A 17,887-nucleotide genomic window follows, 5' to 3' on the forward strand; every position below is an offset into this window, starting at 1 on the left:
GGAGACCCGGAATGAACCGGACCGCATTCGCCGCCCTGGCCGCCGCCAGCCTTCTGGCCGCCGCCCCTTCTTTCGCTGCTGAAGCGCTCGATCAGCAAGCCGCCGCCCCCGATGTCGCGGGCCGCGCCGGCGCCACCGCCGTCGAGGACGTGGTCGTCACCGCCAACCGCTCGGCCCAGCCGATCGAGCGGGTCGGCGCTTCGGTCGCCGTCCTGACCCAGGCCGCCATTGAAGCGCGCCAGACGACCGCCGTGGCCGAGCTTCTGGCGCAGACGCCGGGCGTCAGCTACAGCCGCAACGGCGGCGTGGGCGCGGCCAACAGCCTGTATATCCGCGGCGCCGAGGGCCACCACACCGTCGTCCTGATCGACGGGGTCAAGCTGAACGACCCGTCCTCGACCCAGGGCGGCTTCAACTTCGGCAATCTGTTGGTCGGCGACGCGGCCCGCATCGAGGTTCTGCGCGGCGCCCAGTCGACCCTGTGGGGCAGTCAGGCCATCGGCGGCGTGGTGAACATCGTCACAACCGAGCCGACGGACGCCTTCCAGGGCGGCCTGGACGCAGAAGCCGGCGCGCGCGGCACGACCTATTTCCGCGGCGGCGTGGGCGGCGCCAATGAGCGCCTGAGCTGGCGCCTGGCGGCCAGCCGCTACGCCACCGACGGTTTCTCGGCCTATGCCACGGGAACCGAAGACGACGGCTACGACAATACCGGCCTGTCGGGACGGTTGAATCTGAAGATCACCGACGCCGTGTCGCTGGATCTGCGCTCGGTCTGGTCCAGCGGGCGCGCAGACTTCGACGCCTGGAACGGCGACAGCCGCGACTATGGCAAGACGCAGGAGTTGGTCGCCTACGCCGGACTGAACATCGACCTTCTGGACGGCCGTTTCCGCAACCGCATCGGCTATGCCCACACCGATACGGATCGTCGCAACTTCAATCCGGACAACAAAATCCAGCCCCTGACCTTCGATTCCGAAGGCCAGAACCGCCGCTGGGAGTATCAGGGCGCCTTCGCCGTCGCCGAGACGCTGAACACGACCTTCGGCGTCGAGCACGAAAAGTCTGAAATGAAGGCGCGCTCGCTCGGCGATTGGAATCCCAACGCAGACTACGGGCGCGGCGAGGCTGAGCTGAACAGCGTCTACGGCCAGGTTCAGTGGACTGTTTTGGACGGCCTGACCCTGACCGGCGGGCTGCGCTATGACGATCACGCCCAGTATGGCGACAATCTGCTGGGGCAGGTCGCGGCGGCCTGGGCGCTGAACGACGGCGCCACCGTCCTGCGCGCCAGCTGGGGGCAGGGCTTCCGCGCGCCGGGTCTGTACGAGCTCTACAGCGAGTACGGCAGCCTGGATCTGCAGCCTGAAGAAGCCGAGAGCTGGGAGATCGGCGTCGAACAACGCCTGTTCGACCGCGCCGTCGTCTCGGCGACCTATTTCCAGCGCGATAGCGACAATGAGATCAACTACGCCAACTGCCTGCCCGGCGACGCTCACCCGATCTGCAGCCAGCCGTACGGCGGCTATTATCAGAACATCCAGAAGGCCGAGACCAAGGGCGTCGAACTGATCGGCCGTCTCGACGTGACCGAGCGCCTGCACCTGAACGCCAACTACACCTGGACGGACGCCAAGAACGCCGTCGGCGATCATGAAGGCAAGCGTCTGCGCCTGCGTCCCGAGCACATGGGCAATCTCGCGGCCGACTACGACTGGGCCTTCGGTCTGAAAACCGGCCTGTCCGTTCGCTACGTGGGCGAGACCTTCAATGACCTGGCGAACGCGGTGAAGGTCGACGCCTTCACCTTGGTCGACCTGCTGGCCTCCTATCCGATCGACGACAATCTGGAAGTCTACGGCCGGATCGAGAACGCCTTCGACGAGGACTACCAGACCGTGCTGGGCTACGGCACGGCCGGTCGCGGCGTCTTCGGCGGCGTGCGCGTCCGCTTCTGATGCGAAGGCCGGGCCGCCCTGATGTCGGGGCGGCCCGGCCAAACCTCTATTCCCGTTCGGCCCAGCGCAGCAGGGGAATGAGCGGCACGCCCCAGCCGATGCCCGCCACGGCGAAGAAGATCAGGTCGATCCACCAGGCCTTAGGCAACAGGGCGTGCAGCGTCACGGCGCCCCAGATCCAGAAGATCAGGAAGAACACCACCGCCACGGTGGCGACGAACCGGCGCGCGCGGGGCGGCATCAGCGCTTGTTCCTGAACAGGAAGAAGGCCGCCAGGCCGATCACCGTGGTCACCAGCGACCACAGCAGCCACTCCCAGTCCGTCAGGGCGGCGACCGCAAAGACGCGAATGGCCAGGAAGGCGCCGCAGGCCGCGCTGACCAGGGCCACCAGGATGACGGCCCCTATGCCTCGTCGTCCTGTCAGAAGGTCGGCGATCCACGCCAGGGCCACGGCGCCGATGATGGCGATGGCGATCTCGATATATTGCACCGGCCGGCGCTCCCTGACTGCTGTGCGACGCTTTGGCGAAGAAAGCGACTCGATCTTGCCACGCGGGAGGGGCATATCCCTCGGTTCCGCCGCCTGTGAAGAGGCGGCAAGCATATCGGGGCGAACGGCAGGCGTCGAATGAAGCGTATTGGGGATTTGGATCGCAGCCGCGCTGTGGCGCTGTGGCTGTTCTTCTGCGCGACCTTGGTGTTCGCAATGATCGTGGTCGGGGGCGCGACGCGCCTGACCGGATCGGGTCTGTCGATCACGGAATGGAAGCCCATCATGGGCGCGCTGCCGCCGATGAACCACGCCGACTGGGTCGAGGCGTTCGACAAGTACAAGGCCATCCCCCAGTACACCGAAGTGAACGCCGGCATGAGCATGGCGCAGTTCCAGTACATTTTCTGGTGGGAGTGGGCGCATCGGCTGCTGGGGCGTCTGATCGGCGCCGTCTTCGCCTTGCCCTTCATCGCCTTCCTGGCCTTCCGGGCGATCCCGCGTCGTCTGATCGGCCGCTGCGCCGTTCTTCTGGCCCTGGGCGGCCTGCAGGGGCTGATCGGCTGGTGGATGGTGTCCAGCGGCCTGGCCGAGCGCGTCGATGTAGCCCCGGAACGTCTGGCGACCCATCTGGGCCTGGCCTTCGTGATTTTTGCGGGCCTGATTTGGACGGGGCTGGAGGCGTGGGCCGGGGTTGACGCCAACCGTCCGTCGCGCGCCTGGACCTGGGCCGCGGGCCTGCTGCTGGGCGGGGTCTTCGTCCAGTGTCTGTTGGGTGGCCTGGTGGCGGGCGCCAAGGCGGGCCTGATCTACACGGACTGGCCGCTGATGAACGGAGCCTTCTTCCCGCCGATCGCGTGGGGGCAGGGGGCGTTGGCTTTCCTGCATGATCAGGGGCTGGTGCAACTGAACCACCGCATCGGCGCCTATGCCTTGCTGTTCGCCGGTACCTTCTATGCGGTCCAGGCCCTGCGCGGACGTCTGGACGGCGGGCTGGGCGTCGCCGCGGTCATCTTTGCGGGCGCGCTGTGGTTCCAGGCAGGCCTGGGCGTCATGACCCTGATCCACGCTGTGCCCGTGACCCTGGGCGTTATGCACCAGGCTGTGGCGGCGCTGGTGCTGGGCGTGGCGACCGCGAACCTTTGGCTGGTGCGACGTTCGCGGCCCCGGATGTTCGCGTCCACCCTGCGCTGAGCCGTCAGCACGGCTGAACAAAAAGGCCGCCCTCCGGATCGGAGGGCGGCCTTTTCAATATGGCGATGCGCTAGGGCGTCAGCCGATCTTCACCCGCGTTGCCGATTCCGGCAGGTCCTCGCCGAAGGCGCGCTGATAGAACTCGGCGATGGTCGGCCGCTCCAGCTCGTCGCACTTGTTCAGGAAGGTCAGCCGGAAGCTCAGGGCCAGGTCGCCGCCGAAGATGATGGCGTTCTGGGCCCAGGTGATGACCGTGCGGGGCGACATGACGGTCGAGATGTCGCCGTTCATGAAGGCGTTGCGGGTCATGTCGGCGACGCGGACCATGGCGGCGATCTGACGGCGGCCGTCGGCCGTGTCGTACTCAGGCGCCTTGGCCACGACGATCTCGGCTTCCACGTCGTGGTCGAGATAGTTCAGCGTGGTGACGATGTTCCAGCGGTCCAGCTGCGCCTGATTGATCTGCTGGGCGCCGTGATACAGGCCCGTGGTGTCGCCCAGACCGACCGTGTTCGAGGTCGCGAACAGGCGGAACCACTTGTTCGGACGGATGACCCGGTTCTGGTCCAGCAAGGTCAGACGCCCTTGCGCCTCCAGCACGCGCTGGATGACGAACATCACGTCGGGGCGGCCCGCGTCGTATTCGTCGAACACCAGGGCGACCGGGCGTTGCAGCGACCACGGCAGGATGCCTTCGCGGAATTCGGTGATCTGCTTGCCGTCTTTCAGGACGATGGCGTCCTTGCCGATCAGGTCGATCCGGCTGACGTGGGCGTCCAGGTTCACGCGCACCATCGGCCAGTTCAGGCGGGCGGCGACCTGCTCGATGTGGGTCGACTTGCCGGTGCCGTGATAGCCCTGGACCATCACGCGGCGGTCGTAGGCGAAGCCCGCGCAGATGGCGAGCGTCGTCTGCGGATCGAACCGATAGGATTCGTCGATCTCAGGCACATGGCTGTCGCGCGTCTCGAAGGCGGGCACGACCATGTCGGAATCGATGCCGAACGCTTCTTTCAGCGTGACCTTGCGGTGCGGTTCCAGCGTGACGAGCGGATCGGGGGAGGCGTCGAGCGGAGAGGTCATGGCCACCACCTAGCGCCCTCGCGCGCGCGGCTCAACACGCGCGAGGGGCCGGACTGATGATTAGCGCTGGGCCGGTCGGATTATTCCGCCGAAAGGGCGACCTCGACGTTGCCGCGCGTGGCGTTGGAGTAGGGGCAGACCTGATGCGCCTTGTGGATAAGGTCGTTGATAACCGCCTCGTCCAATCCGTGGTCCGTGACCTTCAGCGTCACATCCAGGTTGAAACCTTCGCCGCGGGTGTTCTTGCCGAACCCGATGCCTGCCTCGACCTTGGTGTCAGGTCCCACAGGCGTCCCCGCCTTGCCGGACACCAGACGCAGGGCGCCCAGGTAGCAGGCGGCGTAGCCGGTTGCGAACAGCTGCTCCGGGTTGGTTCCGTCGCCGCCCTTGCCGCCCATTTCGGTCGGGACGGACAGGCGGACGTCGATCTTGCCGTCGTCGGTGGCTGAGCGGCCCTCGTCGCGTCCTCCGCCGGACGCCGTGGCGTGGGCGCGGTACAGGATTTCCATGAGCAGGCTCCGAACATTTTGAAGGGCTGAAGCTGCTTCAACGCCTCTCAGAAACAACGGTTCTGTGATTCGGAATATCCACAGCGTGATGTTAACAATTGTCGCATCGCTCCCATTGGGGAGGGGCTGAGATGACCACGCTGCCGCAGTTCTTCTGCTATGTGTACGACGCGCCCGGCCGGACGCCTCAAATGCTTGCGCTTGAGGCCGACACCTTCCTTGAGGCGATCCGCGAGACGCGCCAGGTGATGCGCGGCGAAAGCGGCGCCGACGTCTTCGCGGAGATCTGGGACTCGTCTCAACTCGGCGGGCAGGTCACCCGCGTGGAGGCCTCGCCCGGCGGCGCGGGCCTGCTGAGGTCCCTCAAGCGTAACCGGCCTTTTTCAAGGTTTTCCAGGCCTTGATCACGCTCTGAAGTTTGACCTCGGCGCCACGGTCGCCGCCATTGGTGTCCGGGTGGAAGCGCTTCAAAAGCTCATGATAGCGGGCCTTCACCGCGGCCTTGTCGGCGCCCGGCTCCAGGTTCAGGTCCGCCAGGGCGGCGCGCTCCAGCTTGCCCATGCGCTGTTCGGGGGCCTCTGCGACCGGCGCTTCCTGGGTTCTGCGTCCGAACAGGCCGAAACTGTCGCGCCATGAACCGGCGCCTGAGGTGTTGTTCGTGCCGAACTTGGCGGCGAAGGCGGCCGCCTCGCGCGTCTGGGGCCCGGCCTTCATCTGCCAGGTGGGGCGGCCGCCGGTCATGGCCTCGTTTTCCTGGGCCGCGCGGATCTGGCCCTCGTTCATGCCGGCGTAGAAGTTCCAGCCCTTGTTGTACTGCCCCGCGTGGCCCTGACAAAAGTTGTAGAACTCGTTGATCTGCTCGCGCGACTTGGGCGCCTTGGCGGTCGCTGGGCGAGAGCAGTCGGGCCACTCGCAGCGCTTCTCGCCGGGCTTCAGGTGCAGGACGTCGGCCTCGGCCTGTTCCTCCTCGGGCCGGGGCGGCTTCACGCGGATATCGGTAAAGCGAGGCTTGTATTGAAAAGACGCAGACATCCTCCGAAGTGTAGGGCTGATTTGGACGGCTTCAAGGAACGACCGATGTCTAATGGCCCTGTGGCGACGATTATCCGTGAAAAACTGACAGCGGCCTTCGCTCCGAGCGTGATTGAGCTGGAGGACGACAGCTGGAAACACGCCGGCCACCACCACGAAGGGGGAATCGACGCCCAGGACGGCGGGGAAAGTCATTTCCAGCTGCGGATCGTTTCCACCGCCTTCGAAGGCATGAATCGCGTCGCGCGTCAGCGGGCGGTGAATACGGCTCTGAAAGACGAGCTCAGCGGCCCGGTCCACGCCCTGTCCATCCGCGCCCAGACGCCGGGCGAGGCCGCGGGCTGATATTCACCGATTTGGGATTACGTAGTTCTCCGCATTCATATCGTCTTAGAACTTTTGGCCATAGCGTCCGCCCCCGAAGCATATTGCAGCGAGCGGGGGCGTCGCCATGGTGGGTTCCGAAGGAATAGGGAAGGGGCTTGAAAGCCAGGAGGCCGGCAGCGCCGCCCAGGCTCTGTCCGCCATCCTGCAGACCCACTATCTGCGCTATCTGATCATCACCAGCTGGGCCGTGGGGCTGATCGCCACCGTGGGTCTGCTGCATGGCCTGCTGTGGTTCGCCGGAACCCTGGCCGCCGGGGCCCTGCGCGGCGTGGCGGAAAAGCGGATCAGCCGCAGCCAGAACGCTGAGGCCGGGTGGGACCGTATCTTCCCGATTGTGGGCGCTGTGACGACGGCCGCCTGGGCGGCGGCGCCCCTTATGGCCTGGTTTTCGGACTCGCTCTTCGGCCGCGAACTGGCGATCGCACTGCTGATCTCCGGCTATGTGCTGGTCTTCGCCCAACTGCGCAGCTCGCCTAAGCAGGCCATTGTGATTTCATCGCCCTACGGCGTCGCGGCGGCGATCATCGCTGTGACCTTGATCGGCGATCCGGCCTTCTGGCCCTTTCTCATGTTGGCGCCGTTCACGGCGGCCTCGCTGTTCGTCCTCGTGACGATGACCATGTTGCGCGAGGAACGCATCCGCGCCTTCCAGGAACACCAGGCGCATCTGATCGAGGAGCTGGAGGCGGCCAGGGACAAGGCGAACGCGGCCAATGAAGCCAAATCGAACTTCCTCGGCGTCATTTCTCACGAACTGCGCACGCCGATGAACGGGGTGCTCGGCGCGGCGCAGCTGTTGAGCGCGACGCGGCTGGACGGCGCCCAGCGCGAATATCTGGCGATCATCCGCAACTCGGGCGACAATCTGCTCAGCCTGCTTAACGACATCCTCGACATGACCAAGATCGAGGCGGGGCGGATGAACTTCGAATCCATCGACATCCAGTTGGACGACCTTCACCGCCGCATCGTCGGCCCCTTCGAGGCGCAGGCCGAGGCCAAGGGGCTGAGGTTCGTGTCCGAGTTCGAGGGCGATACGCCTGCCGTCGTGCGCGGCGACCCCTTGCGGGTCTGTCAGGTGGTGCAGAACCTGCTGTCCAACGCGGTGAAGTTCACCGAGAGCGGCGACATCCGCTTCGTGACGCGAAGCCGCCGTATCTCCGAGCGCCGCGTGGCGTTCGAGTTCGCGGTTCACGACAGCGGCGCAGGGATTTCAGAAGGCGACATGGATCAGTTGTTCCAGCCCTTCACCCAGATCGACGCTTCGTCGACACGACGCTTCGGCGGCACGGGTCTGGGCCTGACGATTTCGCGACGCCTGGCCAACATCATGGGCGGCGATATCACGGTGCAGTCCCAGGTCGGCTCGGGGTCGGTCTTCACCTTCGCTGTCGAGGGCGAGGTCGTCTGCTGGGAAGATGAGGCCGCTCAGGCCGACGCGGACTCCGATAGCATCGAACCGGACGGCATGAAGGTGCTGGTCGTCGAGGATCACCCGGTCAACCGCATGATCCTTGAGGCGTGGATGGGCTCGACCGGACGCCGCACCACGACGGCTGAAAACGGCCAGGAGGCGGTCGATATTGCTCAACATCAGGCGTTTGACCTGATCATCATGGACGTGAACATGCCGGTCATGGACGGCCTGACCGCCACCCGTCTGATCCGCGCGGGCGGCGCCAACGCGGAAACGCCGATCGTCGTGCTATCGGCGTCGGCCCGGAACGAGGACCACGAAGCCGGTATGGCGGCTGGAGCCGACGCCTACCTGAACAAGCCGATCGATTTCCGCAGTCTTGCCGGCCTTATGACCCAGGCCAAGGGCGGGCGGCCCGCGCTTCAACAGTCAGTCGAGAGCGAAGCCGCCTGACGGATACGGAAACGCTTGCGAGGTTCGGCGTTCCGTAAGGCCACGACCGAATCTCAGGAGCCGATTTGCGCCGTTTCGCCGAACTGCTTGATCGACTGTCGCTGACTGCGTCGCGCAAGGCGAAGCTGGTTCTCTTGCGCGATTACCTCCGGTCGACGCCCGATCCGGATCGGGGCTGGGCGCTGGCGGCGCTGACCGGCGACCTGACATTCTCCGCAGCCAAGCCGGCCATGATCCGCAAGGCCGCCGAGGCGCGGGTCGATCCTGTGCTGTTCGGCTGGTCCTACGACTATGTGGGCGACCTGGCTGAGACGGTCGCCCTGATCTGGCCGTCCGATCCCGACCACCGGCCCAACCGCGAGCCGTCGCTGGGCGAGGTCGTGGACGCGCTGCAGGGCGCAGGCCGGCAGGAGGCGCCCCGTCTGATCGAAGGCTGGCTGAACGCCCTGGAGCCGAAAGGGCGCTGGGCGCTGTTGAAGCTGGTCACAGGCGGTCTGCGCGTCGGCGTGTCGGCGCGCCTGGCGCGCACCGCCACGGCCATGATGCGGCCGGACGCCGTCAGCGCGCCTCCTACGCCGGAAGGCGGCGAGCAGGCCGCTGTCCTGCCGCCGGTCGACGTCGCAGACATCGAAGAGGTCTGGCATGGGCTGAGCGCGCCCTATGGCGACCTGTTCGCCTGGCTGGAAGGGCGAGGCGAGCGCCCCAGCGCCGAGGCTTCCGGCCGGTTTCGTCCCGTCATGTTGGCGACCGCCCTGGATGAGGCGACGGATATGCCCCGTCTGGACCCGACGGACTTCGTGGCCGAGTGGAAATGGGACGGCGTGCGGGTACAGGCTGTGCGCGAAGGCGGGGTGACGCGGCTATATTCCCGCACCGGCGATGACATCTCGGCGGCGTTTCCGGATGTGATCCAGGCGCTGGCCTTTGAGGGCGCGGTGGACGGCGAACTGCTCGTCGTGCGCGACGGCGCTGTCGCTCCGTTCGGCGACTTGCAGCAGCGGTTGAACCGCAAGACGGCCAGCGCGCGATTGATGCAGGACTATCCGGCGGCCATCCTGGCCTACGACCTGCTTGCCGAGGGCGAGCAGGACGTGCGCGCGCTGCCGCTGACGGAGCGTCTAGAGCGGCTCGAACGGCTGGTGGCTGAGCATACGGGCGATCGCTTGGCGCTGTCGCCGTTGCTGACCCACGCGACCTGGGACGATCTGGCGGCCTTGCGGGCCGATCCGCCGGTCGGCGCCGCTGCCGAAGGCCTGATGCTGAAACGCCGCGACAGCGCCTATGTCGCTGGCCGCCCGAAAGGGCCGTGGTTCAAATGGAAGCGCGATCCTCACGTCATCGACGCGGTTCTGATGTATGCCCAGCGGGGCCACGGCAAACGGTCCGGCTTCTATTCCGACTACACGTTCGGCGTCTGGACCGAGGAAGGCGCGCTGACGCCGGTCGGCAAGGCCTATTTCGGCTTCACCGACGAGGAGTTGAAACAGATCGACAAATTCGTGCGCGACCACACCACCGATCGTTTCGGCCCCGTTCGCGCGGTTCGCGCCGAACGCGATTTCGGCCTGGTTCTTGAGATCGCCTTCGAGGGGCTTCAACGCTCGACGAGGCACAAATCGGGGGTCGCCATGCGCTTCCCGCGCGTCAGCCGCATTCGCTGGGACAAGCCCGCGCGCGAGGCGGATACGCTCGAGACGGTGCTCGATCTGCTGGACGCCATCGAGCGCGGCGGCGGTCGGGTCAGCGCCGGTGAAAAAGCTTGAGCGTCGGGGCTTCCAATCGGCTCCACGTGCGTTAGACCCGGTTCATGCTCATGAATTTCCTGCATAGTCCCGTCGTGCTGGCCGAGCCCCTGGCTCAGGTGATGGCCGCCGGCGAGCAGAGGCTGAGCATGGACGCCGCTATCCTGGCCAAGGCTATGGATCTGCTGGGCGATTTCGCGGTCAACCTGGCCATTGCGGCGATCATCTTCGTCCTGACCCTGCTCGCTGCGCGCTGGGCCTCGGGGGCGGCGCGGAAGATTTTGGGCCGGACGCGGCTGGTGCGGCGCGATCCCACGGTGCTGGCCTTTATGGTGCAGATTGTGCGGGTGGTGGTCGTCATCATCGGCATGATCGCCGTACTGCAGCGTCTGGGCGTGCAGACGACCTCCATCATCGCCGTTCTGGGCGCCGCCTCGCTGGCGGTCGGCCTGGCTCTTCAAGGGACGCTGTCGAATGTGGCCGCGGGGGTGATGCTGCTGATCCTTCGTCCCTATCGCGTGGGCGAGGCCATCGACGTGGGCGGCGCCTCCGGAACGGTGCAGAAGCTTGATCTGTTCACCACCCAGCTGACCAACGCCAACAACCACAAGATCGTCATTCCGAATTCCAAGGTGTTGAGCGACGTCATCGTCAATGTGACGGGCCAGCGGACGCGCCGGATCGAGATCAAATTCACCGTGGGCTATGGCGAAAACCTGAAGGACGCCTGCGCCGTTCTTGCGTCAGTCGCCAGGGTGAACGACAGGGTGCTGAAGGATCCGGCGCCGTGGACCGGGGTCACGGGTCTATTGGACAGCTCGGTCCAGATCACCCTGCACGCCTGGGTCAACAACGCCGACTGGTGGCAGACCCAGTCCGACCTGATGCAGGCGGGCAAGGAGGCGCTGGACGAGGCCGGTATCGAGATTCCCTTCCCGCACCAGGTCGAGGTGCCGGCGAAGGACGCCAAGTTCGCGCGGGTCGTCATGGCCCCGCTGGAAAACGATGCGGCTCAGGACGGATCGTCCGGCCGAGGGGGAGAGTGACCCGTGCGCTTTGATTTCGGCTCGGACAATACGGCGGGCATGGCGCCTTCGGCGCTCCAGAGCCTGATTGCGGCCAATACCGGGTTCGCGCGGGCCTATGGCTCCGATGAGACCTCGGCGCGAGCCGCCGACCTGATCCGTCAGACGCTGGACGCCGACGCCGAGGTGCGCTTCCTGTTCAGCGGTACGGCGGCCAACGCCATCGGCCTGTCGATGCTGGCGCGCCCCTATGAGGCGGTGCTGGCCCACCACGCCGCCCATATCTGCACCGATGAGACCGGCGCGCCCGGCTTCTTCGGTCAGGGCGTCGGCCTGATCGGTCTGCCCGGCTATTCGGGCAAGGTCGACGTGGCGGCGCTGCACGCCGCTCTGGAAGAGCCTGTCGTCGGCCACCGCCAGCCTGCGGCCGCCCTCAGCCTGACCCAGGCGACGGAGTACGGCGCCGTCTATTCCGAGGAAGAGCTTCGTCACCTGATCGAGCCGGCCAAAGGCGCGGGGCTTGGCGTCCATATGGACGGGGCGCGGCTGGCCAACGCCGTGGCCGCGGGTTTCGACCCCAAGAATATCGCGCGGCTGGGCGTGGATGTCCTGTCGTTCGGCGGCGCCAAGGCCGGCGCCCACTGTGTCGAGGCGCTGGTCATCTTCGACAAGGGCCTGACACGGCGGATCGACAACCGGCTGAAGCAGGCGGGTCAGACGGCGTCCAAAGGGCGGCTGCTGGCGGCGCCGCTGTTAGGTCTGCTGGAAAGCGGCGACTGGTTGTCGGGCGCCGCCCACGCCAATCTGATGGCCCAGCGTCTGGCGGACGGCATCGAGGCCCGGACGTCCTTCGTTCTCGCTCATCCGGTCGAGTCCAATGCGGTTTTCGTGCGCATGCCTGACGAGGCGCATCAGGCGCTGAACGCCGCTGGTTGGGCCTGCTATCAGTTCGACGACGGTTCGGTGCGGTTCGTCTGTTCCTGGGCGACCGAAGAGGCGGCGGTGGACGCCCTCATCGACGCTGTGGCGAGCCTGAACTGAAGTGGCGGTCCGGTTCCGCCTCGATGGCATGACGACGGCGGAGCGCGGCGATGCGGGGTGAACGCTCGGGACGGCGCGGCGATGTCGCGACCAAGGCCATGAACGCTGGCGTCGATCCCTCTCAGCAGGACGCGCCGCCGACGCTGGAGGCGCTGAAGAACCTGATTGGCGTGGTGGCGCGGTCCGGCGCGCCGCAACTGCCTTGGCGCGTGACGGGCGCGATCCTGCTCACGCTGGCGGGCAAGGGGTTAGGCGTGCTCGCCCCTCTGGTGCTGGGCGCGGCGGTCAACCATCTGGCGGCCGATCAGGGGCCCGCGGCGTCCGTAGGGCTGGGCTTCGCCGCCTTCGCCGTGGGCTGGGCGGTGGTGCGCTTCCTGTCAGCGGCGACGCCGCAGTTGTCGGACGTGGTGTTCGCCCCCGTGCGCGCGGCGGCCCAGCGAAAGACGGCCGCCGAGACCTTCGCCCACGCCCTCAGCCTGTCGCTGGACTTCCACCAGACCAAGCGATCCGGCGCCTTGTCGCGCGTGATGGACCGGGGCTCGCGCGCGGTGGACTTCCTGCTGCGCATCCTGATGTTCAATCTGGGGCCGACAGTGCTGGAGTTGCTGCTGGCGGCGGCGGTGCTAGGCGGCAAATACGACTGGCGTTTCGGCGCGGTCGCAGTCGCGGTCGTGATGGTCTATGCGATCACGACCTTCGCCATGGCCAACTGGCGGCTGGAGCACCGGCGCGCCATGAACGCCGCCGACAGCGAGGCGGCGGGCCTGTCGGTGGACGCCCTGCTGAACTATGAGACGGTCAAGTCGTTCGGCGCCGAGAGCCGCGCGGCCGAGGCCTACGACCGATCCCTGTCGACCTATGTTCAGGCCTCGCTGAAGGCGAACACCTCCCTGGCGGCGCTGAACCTGATTCAGGGCCTGATCATGAACGTCGGCCTGGGCGTCATGGCGGTCATGGCCGGGTTCGAGGCGGCAGCCGGACGGATGGGGCCGGGCGATGTGACGGCCGCCGTGCTGATCATGATCTCCCTCTATGCGCCGCTAAACATCCTGGGCTTCGCCTATCGAGAAATCCGCCAGTCCTTCATAGACATGGAGGAGATGCTTAAGGTGACGCGACAAGCGCCGCAGGTGGCGGACGCGCCCGACGCCGCGGCCCTGACCCGGCCTGAGAGCGGTGGCGGCGCCGAGATCGTCTTTGATCATGTGGGCTTCCGGCATGATGCGCGGGCGGCGGGGCTGGACGACGTCAGCTTCGTCACGCCCGCCGGCACGACGACCGCCCTGGTGGGGCCGTCCGGCGCTGGCAAGTCGACGATCGTCAAACTGGCTTTGCGCCTGCTGGACCCACAGGAAGGCGCGGTGCTGATCGACGGTCGGGACGCGCGCGGCCTGACCCAGGCGTCGCTGCGGTCCGCCGTGGCCCTGGTGCCGCAGGACGTGGCGCTGTTCAACGACACCATCGCCGCCAATATCGCCTTCGCCCGTCCTGATGCGGACGACGCAGCGATCTGGGCCGCAGCCGAGGGCGCCGAACTGGCCGACTTCATCCGCAGTCTGCCCGAGGGCATGGAGACCCGCGTCGGCGAGCGGGGTCTGAAGCTCTCCGGCGGCGAGCGCCAGCGTGTCGGCATCGCCCGCGCCCTGCTGGCCGATCCCTGCATCCTGATCCTGGACGAGGCCACCAGCGCCCTGGACAGCCGCACTGAAGCGGCCATTCAGAAGACGCTGCGCAAGGCGAGGGCAGGGCGCACGACCCTGGTGGTGGCGCACCGCCTGTCCACCGTGGCCGACGCCGATCAGATCCTGGTGCTCAAGGCGGGCCGCGTGGTCGAGCGCGGCGCCCACCATGAGCTGGTGGCGCGTCAGGGCGGGGAATATGCGGCCCTGTGGCGCAAACAGACGCGCGGCGCCAGGACGCAGGCCCCTCAAACCTGACTGAGCTTAGTCCTTGGCGCCGGGGACCTTGGCCTTCAGCACGTCCTTGAGGCTGTCCAGCACCTGGGCGCGGGCGTCGTCGGCCTCGCTCGGCAGCGTCAGCAGAAGGCGCAACGCCTGGGCGTGGACAGTAACGATGCGCCAGTCGAACGCCTGATCTTCCGGCGCCGCGTCGATCAGATCGCACAGATTGGCGGCTGCGGTGCAGATGTCCTTCATCTCGAACGGCCCGGCCGCATCGATCACGGCGCTGGAGCGGGCATAGGCCTGATCCAACGCGGCGGAGGCTTCGTCGGGACTGGAGGGAGGCTTCATCCCCGCCAAAGCGGACACCTGTTCCTCGATGACCTCCCGGCTGCGGGTCTCATATTCCGCCAGGTTGGCGCGCGCCTGCTTCAGCGCGGTTCCGACGCTGACGCCGCCGGGCTGGTCGATCAGGGTCGACAGGCGCGAGCGACGACGATTGTGCGTGATGACGGTCATAGATTGATCGAGCCTCTTCGCTGGGCCTCGAATTCCGCCTTGCGGATCTCCTCGGAACGACGCTCGGGACCGGGCCAGGGTTCCTCCCTGAAGCGACGGTCCGGGCCGAAATAGTCGCCGACCCCCAGGAAGGGGCGATTATCCTTCGCCACCCAGACGATGCGTTCCAGCAGCACTCCGGCGCTGAACGGCTTGGTGATCAGGAAGTTGGCCCCGCAGTCGCGCGCCTCAGACACCTTGGAGCGGCGGACGTGGGCGGCGGTCATGATGACGGGCGCATAGGCGTTCGGTTCCAGCCCCGAGCGACGCAGCCAACGCACGAACTCATAGCCGCTCATGCCCGGCATTTCGCAGTCCACCAGGATCAGATCGACCGGGTGGGTCTGCAGGACCTTGATGGCTTCCGCCGCTTGGGCGCACGCATGGCGGACCTTGATGCCGAACCCTAGCAGAGCCTGAGTCGTCAGCTCCATCGCGAAGGGGGAGTCGTCGATGACCATGGTCATCGCCCCATCGAAGTTGAAGACCGCACTTTCGCGCAGGGTTTCGCCGACCCCGTTCATGCTGCGCATGAGAGCCTCGAATCACGCATTACGGAACCTTGGACGAATCGCATCGGCGCAGCTTCGACGCCGACGAGCCGCCTTGCAACGGCTCGCGCGTCCGATCAGCCCAGACGGCCGATGGCGTAGAAACGGTCGGCGCGCTGCTTCTTCAACTGCTCGGCCGACAGGCCGGACATGGCCTTGAGTTCTTCTTCCAGCACCTGGCCAACGTTCTGGATCGCCTTTTCGCGGTCGGCGTGGGCGCCGCCCAGCGGCTCGGGGATCACGCGGTCGACGATCTTCAGCTCGATCAGGTCCGGCGCCGTGATCTTCATGGCATTGGCCGCGTCCTTGGCCCGCGAGCCGTCGCGCCACAGGATGCCCGCCGCGCCTTCCGGCGAGATGACTGAATAGATGGAGTGTTCCAGCATCAGCACGCGGCTAGCGGCGGCGATGGCGATGGCGCCGCCCGAACCGCCTTCGCCCGTCACCGTGGCGATGGAGGGCACGCACAGCGTCAGGCCGCGCTCGGTCGAACGGGCGATGGCCTCAGCCTGGCCGCGCTCCTCGGCGCCAAGGCCCGGATAGGCGCCGGCGGTGTCGACGAAGGTCAGGACGGGCAGGCCGAACTGCTCGGCCATGTCCATCAGGCGCACGGCCTTGCGATAGCCCTCGGGGCGGGCCATGCCGAAGTTGTGGATGATGCGGGTCTGGGTGTCGTGGCCCTTTTCATGGCCCATGATCACGACCGGCTGGCCGCGGAAACGGGCCAGACCGCCCAGGATCGCCTGGTCGTCGCCGAACTGACGATCGCCGTGCAGTTCCACGAAGTCGGTGAACAGGCCGTCGACGTAGTCGATGAAGTGGGGACGTTGCGGGTGGCGCGCGACCTGGGTGCGCATCCACGGGTCAAGGTTGGCGTAGGCCTTCGTGCGCATGGCGTCTGCCTTTTTGCGCAGGGCGGCGATCTCGGTCTCGAAGGATCCGCTGGTCGGCGCCAGCAGCGACAACTCGGCGATCTTGGCGTCCAGTTCGGCGATCGGCTTTTCGAATTCGAGATAGTGCGTGGCCATTGGGCGTCCGTGAGGAGGAAGCGCGCATTGCGCTACGGAAGGCGGCGGAACCTAGAGCGCCGAACGCTTCGGAGCAAGCGCGGGTTCAGAAGGCTTTGGGAAGACCCGCCTGTTTCAGGACGCTGTTTGCCGTGTGTCGGCTCTTGGAGCGAGGCACGATCACGGCGTGGCCGATATCGGGATGTCGCCATTTCTCGTGGCTGCCCTTGGCGCTATCCATTCGTCGCCAGCCCGCGGCGTAAAGCATAGCTGCGAGTTCGGGATAGAAGTCCTTGGCCATGCAGTCAGATCATCGCATCGAGCGCGATCAGACAACGCACGGTTGGCGCGATCAAGCCGCCAGCACCTCAAAGCCGCCTGACGCCTCAAAACGGATGGGTACGGGGCCGTGGATGTCGAGGTTTTCAGCCAGGAGCTCCGAGGCGAACTGGCGGGCCAGGCTTTCGAACTCGGCCAGAGTCGCGGTTTCGATGACAAGGCCCGGAATGTCGGATTCGCTGCACCAGACCTCGACTTCGGGGTCCCAGATCGCCTTGACGTAGAAGGTGCGCGCCATGCCGGGAGTATGGGCGCTTAGTCGTCTTTCGCCAAGGGATGGTTGGCGTGGACCACCTGGGACAGGCGGTCGGTGGCGACGTGGGTGTAGATCTGGGTGGTCGAGATGTCGGCATGGCCTAACAGCGTCTGGACTACGCGCAGGTCGGCCCCGCCTTCCAGCAGGTGGGTGGCGAAGGCGTGGCGCAGGACGTGGGGGCTGACGCGCGACGGGTCGATCCCGGCGGAAACGGCCGCCTGATCCAGCAGCTGGGCGAAGCGGCGCGGCGTCAGATGGCCGCTCTTGCCGTGGGAGGGGAACAGCCACGAACTGTCGGGCGCGCCGGGCTTGCGCGCAGCGTCGCGGGCGTCGAGCCAGGCCTTGATGGCTTCCCGCGCGGCAGTGTTGAGGGGCGCCAGACGCTCCTTGCCGCCCTTGCCGCGCACGATCAGATAGGCCGGATCGCGGCGCACGGCCTCGACCTTGAGCGCCAGCAGTTCGGAGACGCGCAGGCCCGAGGCGTAGGCCATCTCGACCAGGGCGATCAGGCGCAGTCCCGCTGCGCCGTCGTGGGCGCTGGCGGCGGCCAGCAGGGCCTCGACCTCGTCGCGGCTCAGGGTTTTGGGCAGGCTGCGTCCCTGCCTGGGCGCATCGAGACGGCGCGACGGATCATCGGCCCGCCAGCCTTCGCCCAGGGCGAAGCGGTAGAACTGCCTCACCGAGGCGCGGCGGCGCGCGGCGGTAGCGGCGGACAGCCCGCGCCGCGACAGATCAGCGAACCACGCCTCCAGCGCCTCCTGCGGCGCAGCCATCAGGCCCCCGTCGCCCAGCCAGTTTTCCGCATCCGCCAGGTCCCGGCCATAGGCGGCCAGCGTATGGGGCGAGGCGTCGCGCTCGACCGCCATCATCTCAAGGAAGGCTTCGATCTGCGGTGTCATGCCGTGTCAGGTCGTCTCTTCTGAGGTGTGGAGCCGGGCG

The 17,887-nt window shown here is 66.8% G+C and carries 20 protein-coding genes; 9 read left to right on the top strand and 11 right to left on the bottom strand.

Annotated elements, in window-relative coordinates; translation table 11 throughout:
- Positions 1-11: 11 nt before the first annotated feature.
- Positions 12-1,961, top strand: coding sequence for a TonB-dependent receptor plug domain-containing protein (locus DA69_RS04680; protein ID WP_025977223.1), 1,950 nt, complete (start codon positions 12-14; stop codon positions 1,959-1,961).
- A 46-nt stretch (positions 1,962-2,007) separates the two neighbouring features.
- Here the strand turns inward: DA69_RS04680 and DA69_RS04685 are convergent, their stop codons facing one another.
- Complete coding sequence (locus DA69_RS04685; protein WP_025977222.1) at positions 2,008-2,202, bottom strand: DUF2842 domain-containing protein; 195 nt, start codon at positions 2,200-2,202, stop codon at positions 2,008-2,010.
- Positions 2,202-2,453: a hypothetical protein gene (locus DA69_RS04690; RefSeq protein WP_025977221.1), complete on the bottom strand. Its 252-nt coding sequence runs from the start codon at positions 2,451-2,453 to the stop codon at positions 2,202-2,204. The genes DA69_RS04685 and DA69_RS04690 overlap by 1 nt, the downstream gene beginning before the upstream one ends.
- Before the next feature lie 138 nt (positions 2,454-2,591).
- Between DA69_RS04690 and DA69_RS04695 the strand changes: the two genes are divergently transcribed.
- Positions 2,592-3,647 (top strand): COX15/CtaA family protein, encoded by a 1,056-nt coding sequence (locus tag DA69_RS04695; protein WP_025977220.1) that lies wholly within the window; start codon positions 2,592-2,594, stop codon positions 3,645-3,647.
- A gap of 78 nt (positions 3,648-3,725) precedes the next feature.
- On the opposite strand, the gene cobS is transcribed toward DA69_RS04695, so the two are convergent.
- Both cobS and DA69_RS04705 read right to left on the bottom strand, forming a co-directional pair.
- Positions 3,726-4,730 carry a cobaltochelatase subunit CobS gene (cobS, locus tag DA69_RS04700; protein ID WP_025977219.1) on the bottom strand — a complete coding sequence of 335 codons (1,005 nt, stop codon included), beginning with the start codon at positions 4,728-4,730 and terminating at the stop codon, positions 3,726-3,728.
- Between the two features lie 80 nt (positions 4,731-4,810).
- Entirely contained in the window at positions 4,811-5,239 is a 429-nt protein-coding gene (locus DA69_RS04705; protein ID WP_025977218.1) for an organic hydroperoxide resistance protein, read from the bottom strand.
- Between the two features lie 131 nt (positions 5,240-5,370).
- Here DA69_RS04705 and DA69_RS04710 point away from each other — a divergent pair, with 131 nt between their 5' ends.
- Positions 5,371-5,643 carry a hypothetical protein gene (locus tag DA69_RS04710; RefSeq protein WP_025977217.1) on the top strand — a complete coding sequence of 91 codons (273 nt, stop codon included), beginning with the start codon at positions 5,371-5,373 and terminating at the stop codon, positions 5,641-5,643.
- On the opposite strand, the gene DA69_RS04715 is transcribed toward DA69_RS04710, so the two are convergent.
- Positions 5,603-6,271 (bottom strand): J domain-containing protein, encoded by a 669-nt coding sequence (locus DA69_RS04715; protein ID WP_025977216.1) that lies wholly within the window; start codon positions 6,269-6,271, stop codon positions 5,603-5,605. The genes DA69_RS04710 and DA69_RS04715 overlap by 41 nt on opposite strands.
- 45 nt (positions 6,272-6,316) lie before the next feature.
- Between DA69_RS04715 and DA69_RS04720 the strand changes: the two genes are divergently transcribed.
- From DA69_RS04720 to DA69_RS04745, 6 genes are all read left to right on the top strand, one after another.
- The gene (locus DA69_RS04720; protein ID WP_025977215.1) at positions 6,317-6,616 is read left to right on the top strand and encodes a BolA family protein; all 300 of its coding nucleotides are present in this window, start codon (positions 6,317-6,319) and stop codon (positions 6,614-6,616) included.
- Positions 6,617-6,722: 106 nt separating this feature from the next.
- Positions 6,723-8,528, top strand: coding sequence for a response regulator (locus DA69_RS04725; protein ID WP_025977214.1), 1,806 nt, complete (start codon positions 6,723-6,725; stop codon positions 8,526-8,528).
- Between the two features lie 65 nt (positions 8,529-8,593).
- Positions 8,594-10,291 carry a cisplatin damage response ATP-dependent DNA ligase gene (locus DA69_RS04730; RefSeq protein ID WP_025977213.1) on the top strand — a complete coding sequence of 566 codons (1,698 nt, stop codon included), beginning with the start codon at positions 8,594-8,596 and terminating at the stop codon, positions 10,289-10,291.
- 44 nt (positions 10,292-10,335) lie between these two features.
- The gene (locus DA69_RS04735) at positions 10,336-11,316 is read left to right on the top strand and encodes a mechanosensitive ion channel family protein (protein WP_025977212.1); all 981 of its coding nucleotides are present in this window, start codon (positions 10,336-10,338) and stop codon (positions 11,314-11,316) included.
- A gap of 3 nt (positions 11,317-11,319) precedes the next feature.
- Positions 11,320-12,336, top strand: coding sequence for a threonine aldolase family protein (locus tag DA69_RS04740; protein WP_025977211.1), 1,017 nt, complete (start codon positions 11,320-11,322; stop codon positions 12,334-12,336).
- Positions 12,337-12,386: 50 nt separating this feature from the next.
- The gene (locus DA69_RS04745; protein WP_025977210.1) at positions 12,387-14,273 is read left to right on the top strand and encodes an ABCB family ABC transporter ATP-binding protein/permease; all 1,887 of its coding nucleotides are present in this window, start codon (positions 12,387-12,389) and stop codon (positions 14,271-14,273) included.
- A gap of 6 nt (positions 14,274-14,279) precedes the next feature.
- On the opposite strand, the gene DA69_RS04750 is transcribed toward DA69_RS04745, so the two are convergent.
- The 6 genes from DA69_RS04750 to DA69_RS04775 all read right to left on the bottom strand — a co-directional run bounded on the left by DA69_RS04750 (position 14,280) and on the right by DA69_RS04775 (position 17,847).
- Complete coding sequence (locus DA69_RS04750; protein WP_025977209.1) at positions 14,280-14,756, bottom strand: hypothetical protein; 477 nt, start codon at positions 14,754-14,756, stop codon at positions 14,280-14,282.
- Positions 14,753-15,328, bottom strand: coding sequence for a response regulator (locus DA69_RS04755; RefSeq protein WP_029972498.1), 576 nt, complete (start codon positions 15,326-15,328; stop codon positions 14,753-14,755). Before DA69_RS04755 ends, DA69_RS04750 begins: the two co-directional genes overlap by 4 nt.
- Positions 15,329-15,423: 95 nt before the next feature.
- Positions 15,424-16,374, bottom strand: a complete 951-nt coding sequence (locus DA69_RS04760; protein ID WP_025977207.1) for an acetyl-CoA carboxylase carboxyltransferase subunit alpha — start codon at positions 16,372-16,374, stop codon at positions 15,424-15,426.
- 85 nt (positions 16,375-16,459) lie between these two features.
- The gene (locus DA69_RS04765) at positions 16,460-16,654 is read right to left on the bottom strand and encodes a type II toxin-antitoxin system HicA family toxin (RefSeq protein WP_025977206.1); all 195 of its coding nucleotides are present in this window, start codon (positions 16,652-16,654) and stop codon (positions 16,460-16,462) included.
- A 51-nt stretch (positions 16,655-16,705) separates the two neighbouring features.
- Positions 16,706-16,930, bottom strand: a complete 225-nt coding sequence (locus DA69_RS04770) for a DUF1902 domain-containing protein (protein ID WP_025977205.1) — start codon at positions 16,928-16,930, stop codon at positions 16,706-16,708.
- Between the two features lie 17 nt (positions 16,931-16,947).
- Positions 16,948-17,847: a site-specific tyrosine recombinase XerD gene (locus tag DA69_RS04775; protein WP_025977204.1), complete on the bottom strand. Its 900-nt coding sequence runs from the start codon at positions 17,845-17,847 to the stop codon at positions 16,948-16,950.
- Positions 17,848-17,887: the final 40 nt, after the last annotated feature.

Origin of the sequence: Brevundimonas naejangsanensis (assembly GCF_000635915.2) — a bacterium.
Taxonomy (GTDB): domain Bacteria; phylum Pseudomonadota; class Alphaproteobacteria; order Caulobacterales; family Caulobacteraceae; genus Brevundimonas; species Brevundimonas sanguinis.

Bases quoted from the DNA above. Each gene is read 5' to 3' on its own strand.
- DA69_RS04680 (WP_025977223.1), top strand. From the start codon at position 12: ATGAACCGGACCGCATTCGCCGCCCTGGCCGCCGCCAGCCTTCTGGCC.
- DA69_RS04685 (WP_025977222.1), bottom strand. From the start codon at position 2,202: ATGCCGCCCCGCGCGCGCCGGTTCGTCGCCACCGTGGCGGTGGTGTTC.
- DA69_RS04695 (WP_025977220.1), top strand. From the start codon at position 2,592: ATGAAGCGTATTGGGGATTTGGATCGCAGCCGCGCTGTGGCGCTGTGG.
- cobS (WP_025977219.1), bottom strand. From the start codon at position 4,730: ATGACCTCTCCGCTCGACGCCTCCCCCGATCCGCTCGTCACGCTGGAA.
- DA69_RS04705 (WP_025977218.1), bottom strand. From the start codon at position 5,239: ATGGAAATCCTGTACCGCGCCCACGCCACGGCGTCCGGCGGAGGACGC.
- DA69_RS04710 (WP_025977217.1), top strand. From the start codon at position 5,371: ATGACCACGCTGCCGCAGTTCTTCTGCTATGTGTACGACGCGCCCGGC.
- DA69_RS04715 (WP_025977216.1), bottom strand. From the start codon at position 6,271: ATGTCTGCGTCTTTTCAATACAAGCCTCGCTTTACCGATATCCGCGTG.
- DA69_RS04720 (WP_025977215.1), top strand. From the start codon at position 6,317: ATGTCTAATGGCCCTGTGGCGACGATTATCCGTGAAAAACTGACAGCG.
- DA69_RS04725 (WP_025977214.1), top strand. From the start codon at position 6,723: ATGGTGGGTTCCGAAGGAATAGGGAAGGGGCTTGAAAGCCAGGAGGCC.
- DA69_RS04735 (WP_025977212.1), top strand. From the start codon at position 10,336: ATGCTCATGAATTTCCTGCATAGTCCCGTCGTGCTGGCCGAGCCCCTG.
- DA69_RS04745 (WP_025977210.1), top strand. From the start codon at position 12,387: ATGCGGGGTGAACGCTCGGGACGGCGCGGCGATGTCGCGACCAAGGCC.
- DA69_RS04750 (WP_025977209.1), bottom strand. From the start codon at position 14,756: ATGACCGTCATCACGCACAATCGTCGTCGCTCGCGCCTGTCGACCCTG.
- DA69_RS04755 (WP_029972498.1), bottom strand. From the start codon at position 15,328: ATGCGCAGCATGAACGGGGTCGGCGAAACCCTGCGCGAAAGTGCGGTC.
- DA69_RS04760 (WP_025977207.1), bottom strand. From the start codon at position 16,374: ATGGCCACGCACTATCTCGAATTCGAAAAGCCGATCGCCGAACTGGAC.
- DA69_RS04765 (WP_025977206.1), bottom strand. From the start codon at position 16,654: ATGGCCAAGGACTTCTATCCCGAACTCGCAGCTATGCTTTACGCCGCG.
- DA69_RS04770 (WP_025977205.1), bottom strand. From the start codon at position 16,930: ATGGCGCGCACCTTCTACGTCAAGGCGATCTGGGACCCCGAAGTCGAG.
- DA69_RS04775 (WP_025977204.1), bottom strand. From the start codon at position 17,847: ATGACACCGCAGATCGAAGCCTTCCTTGAGATGATGGCGGTCGAGCGC.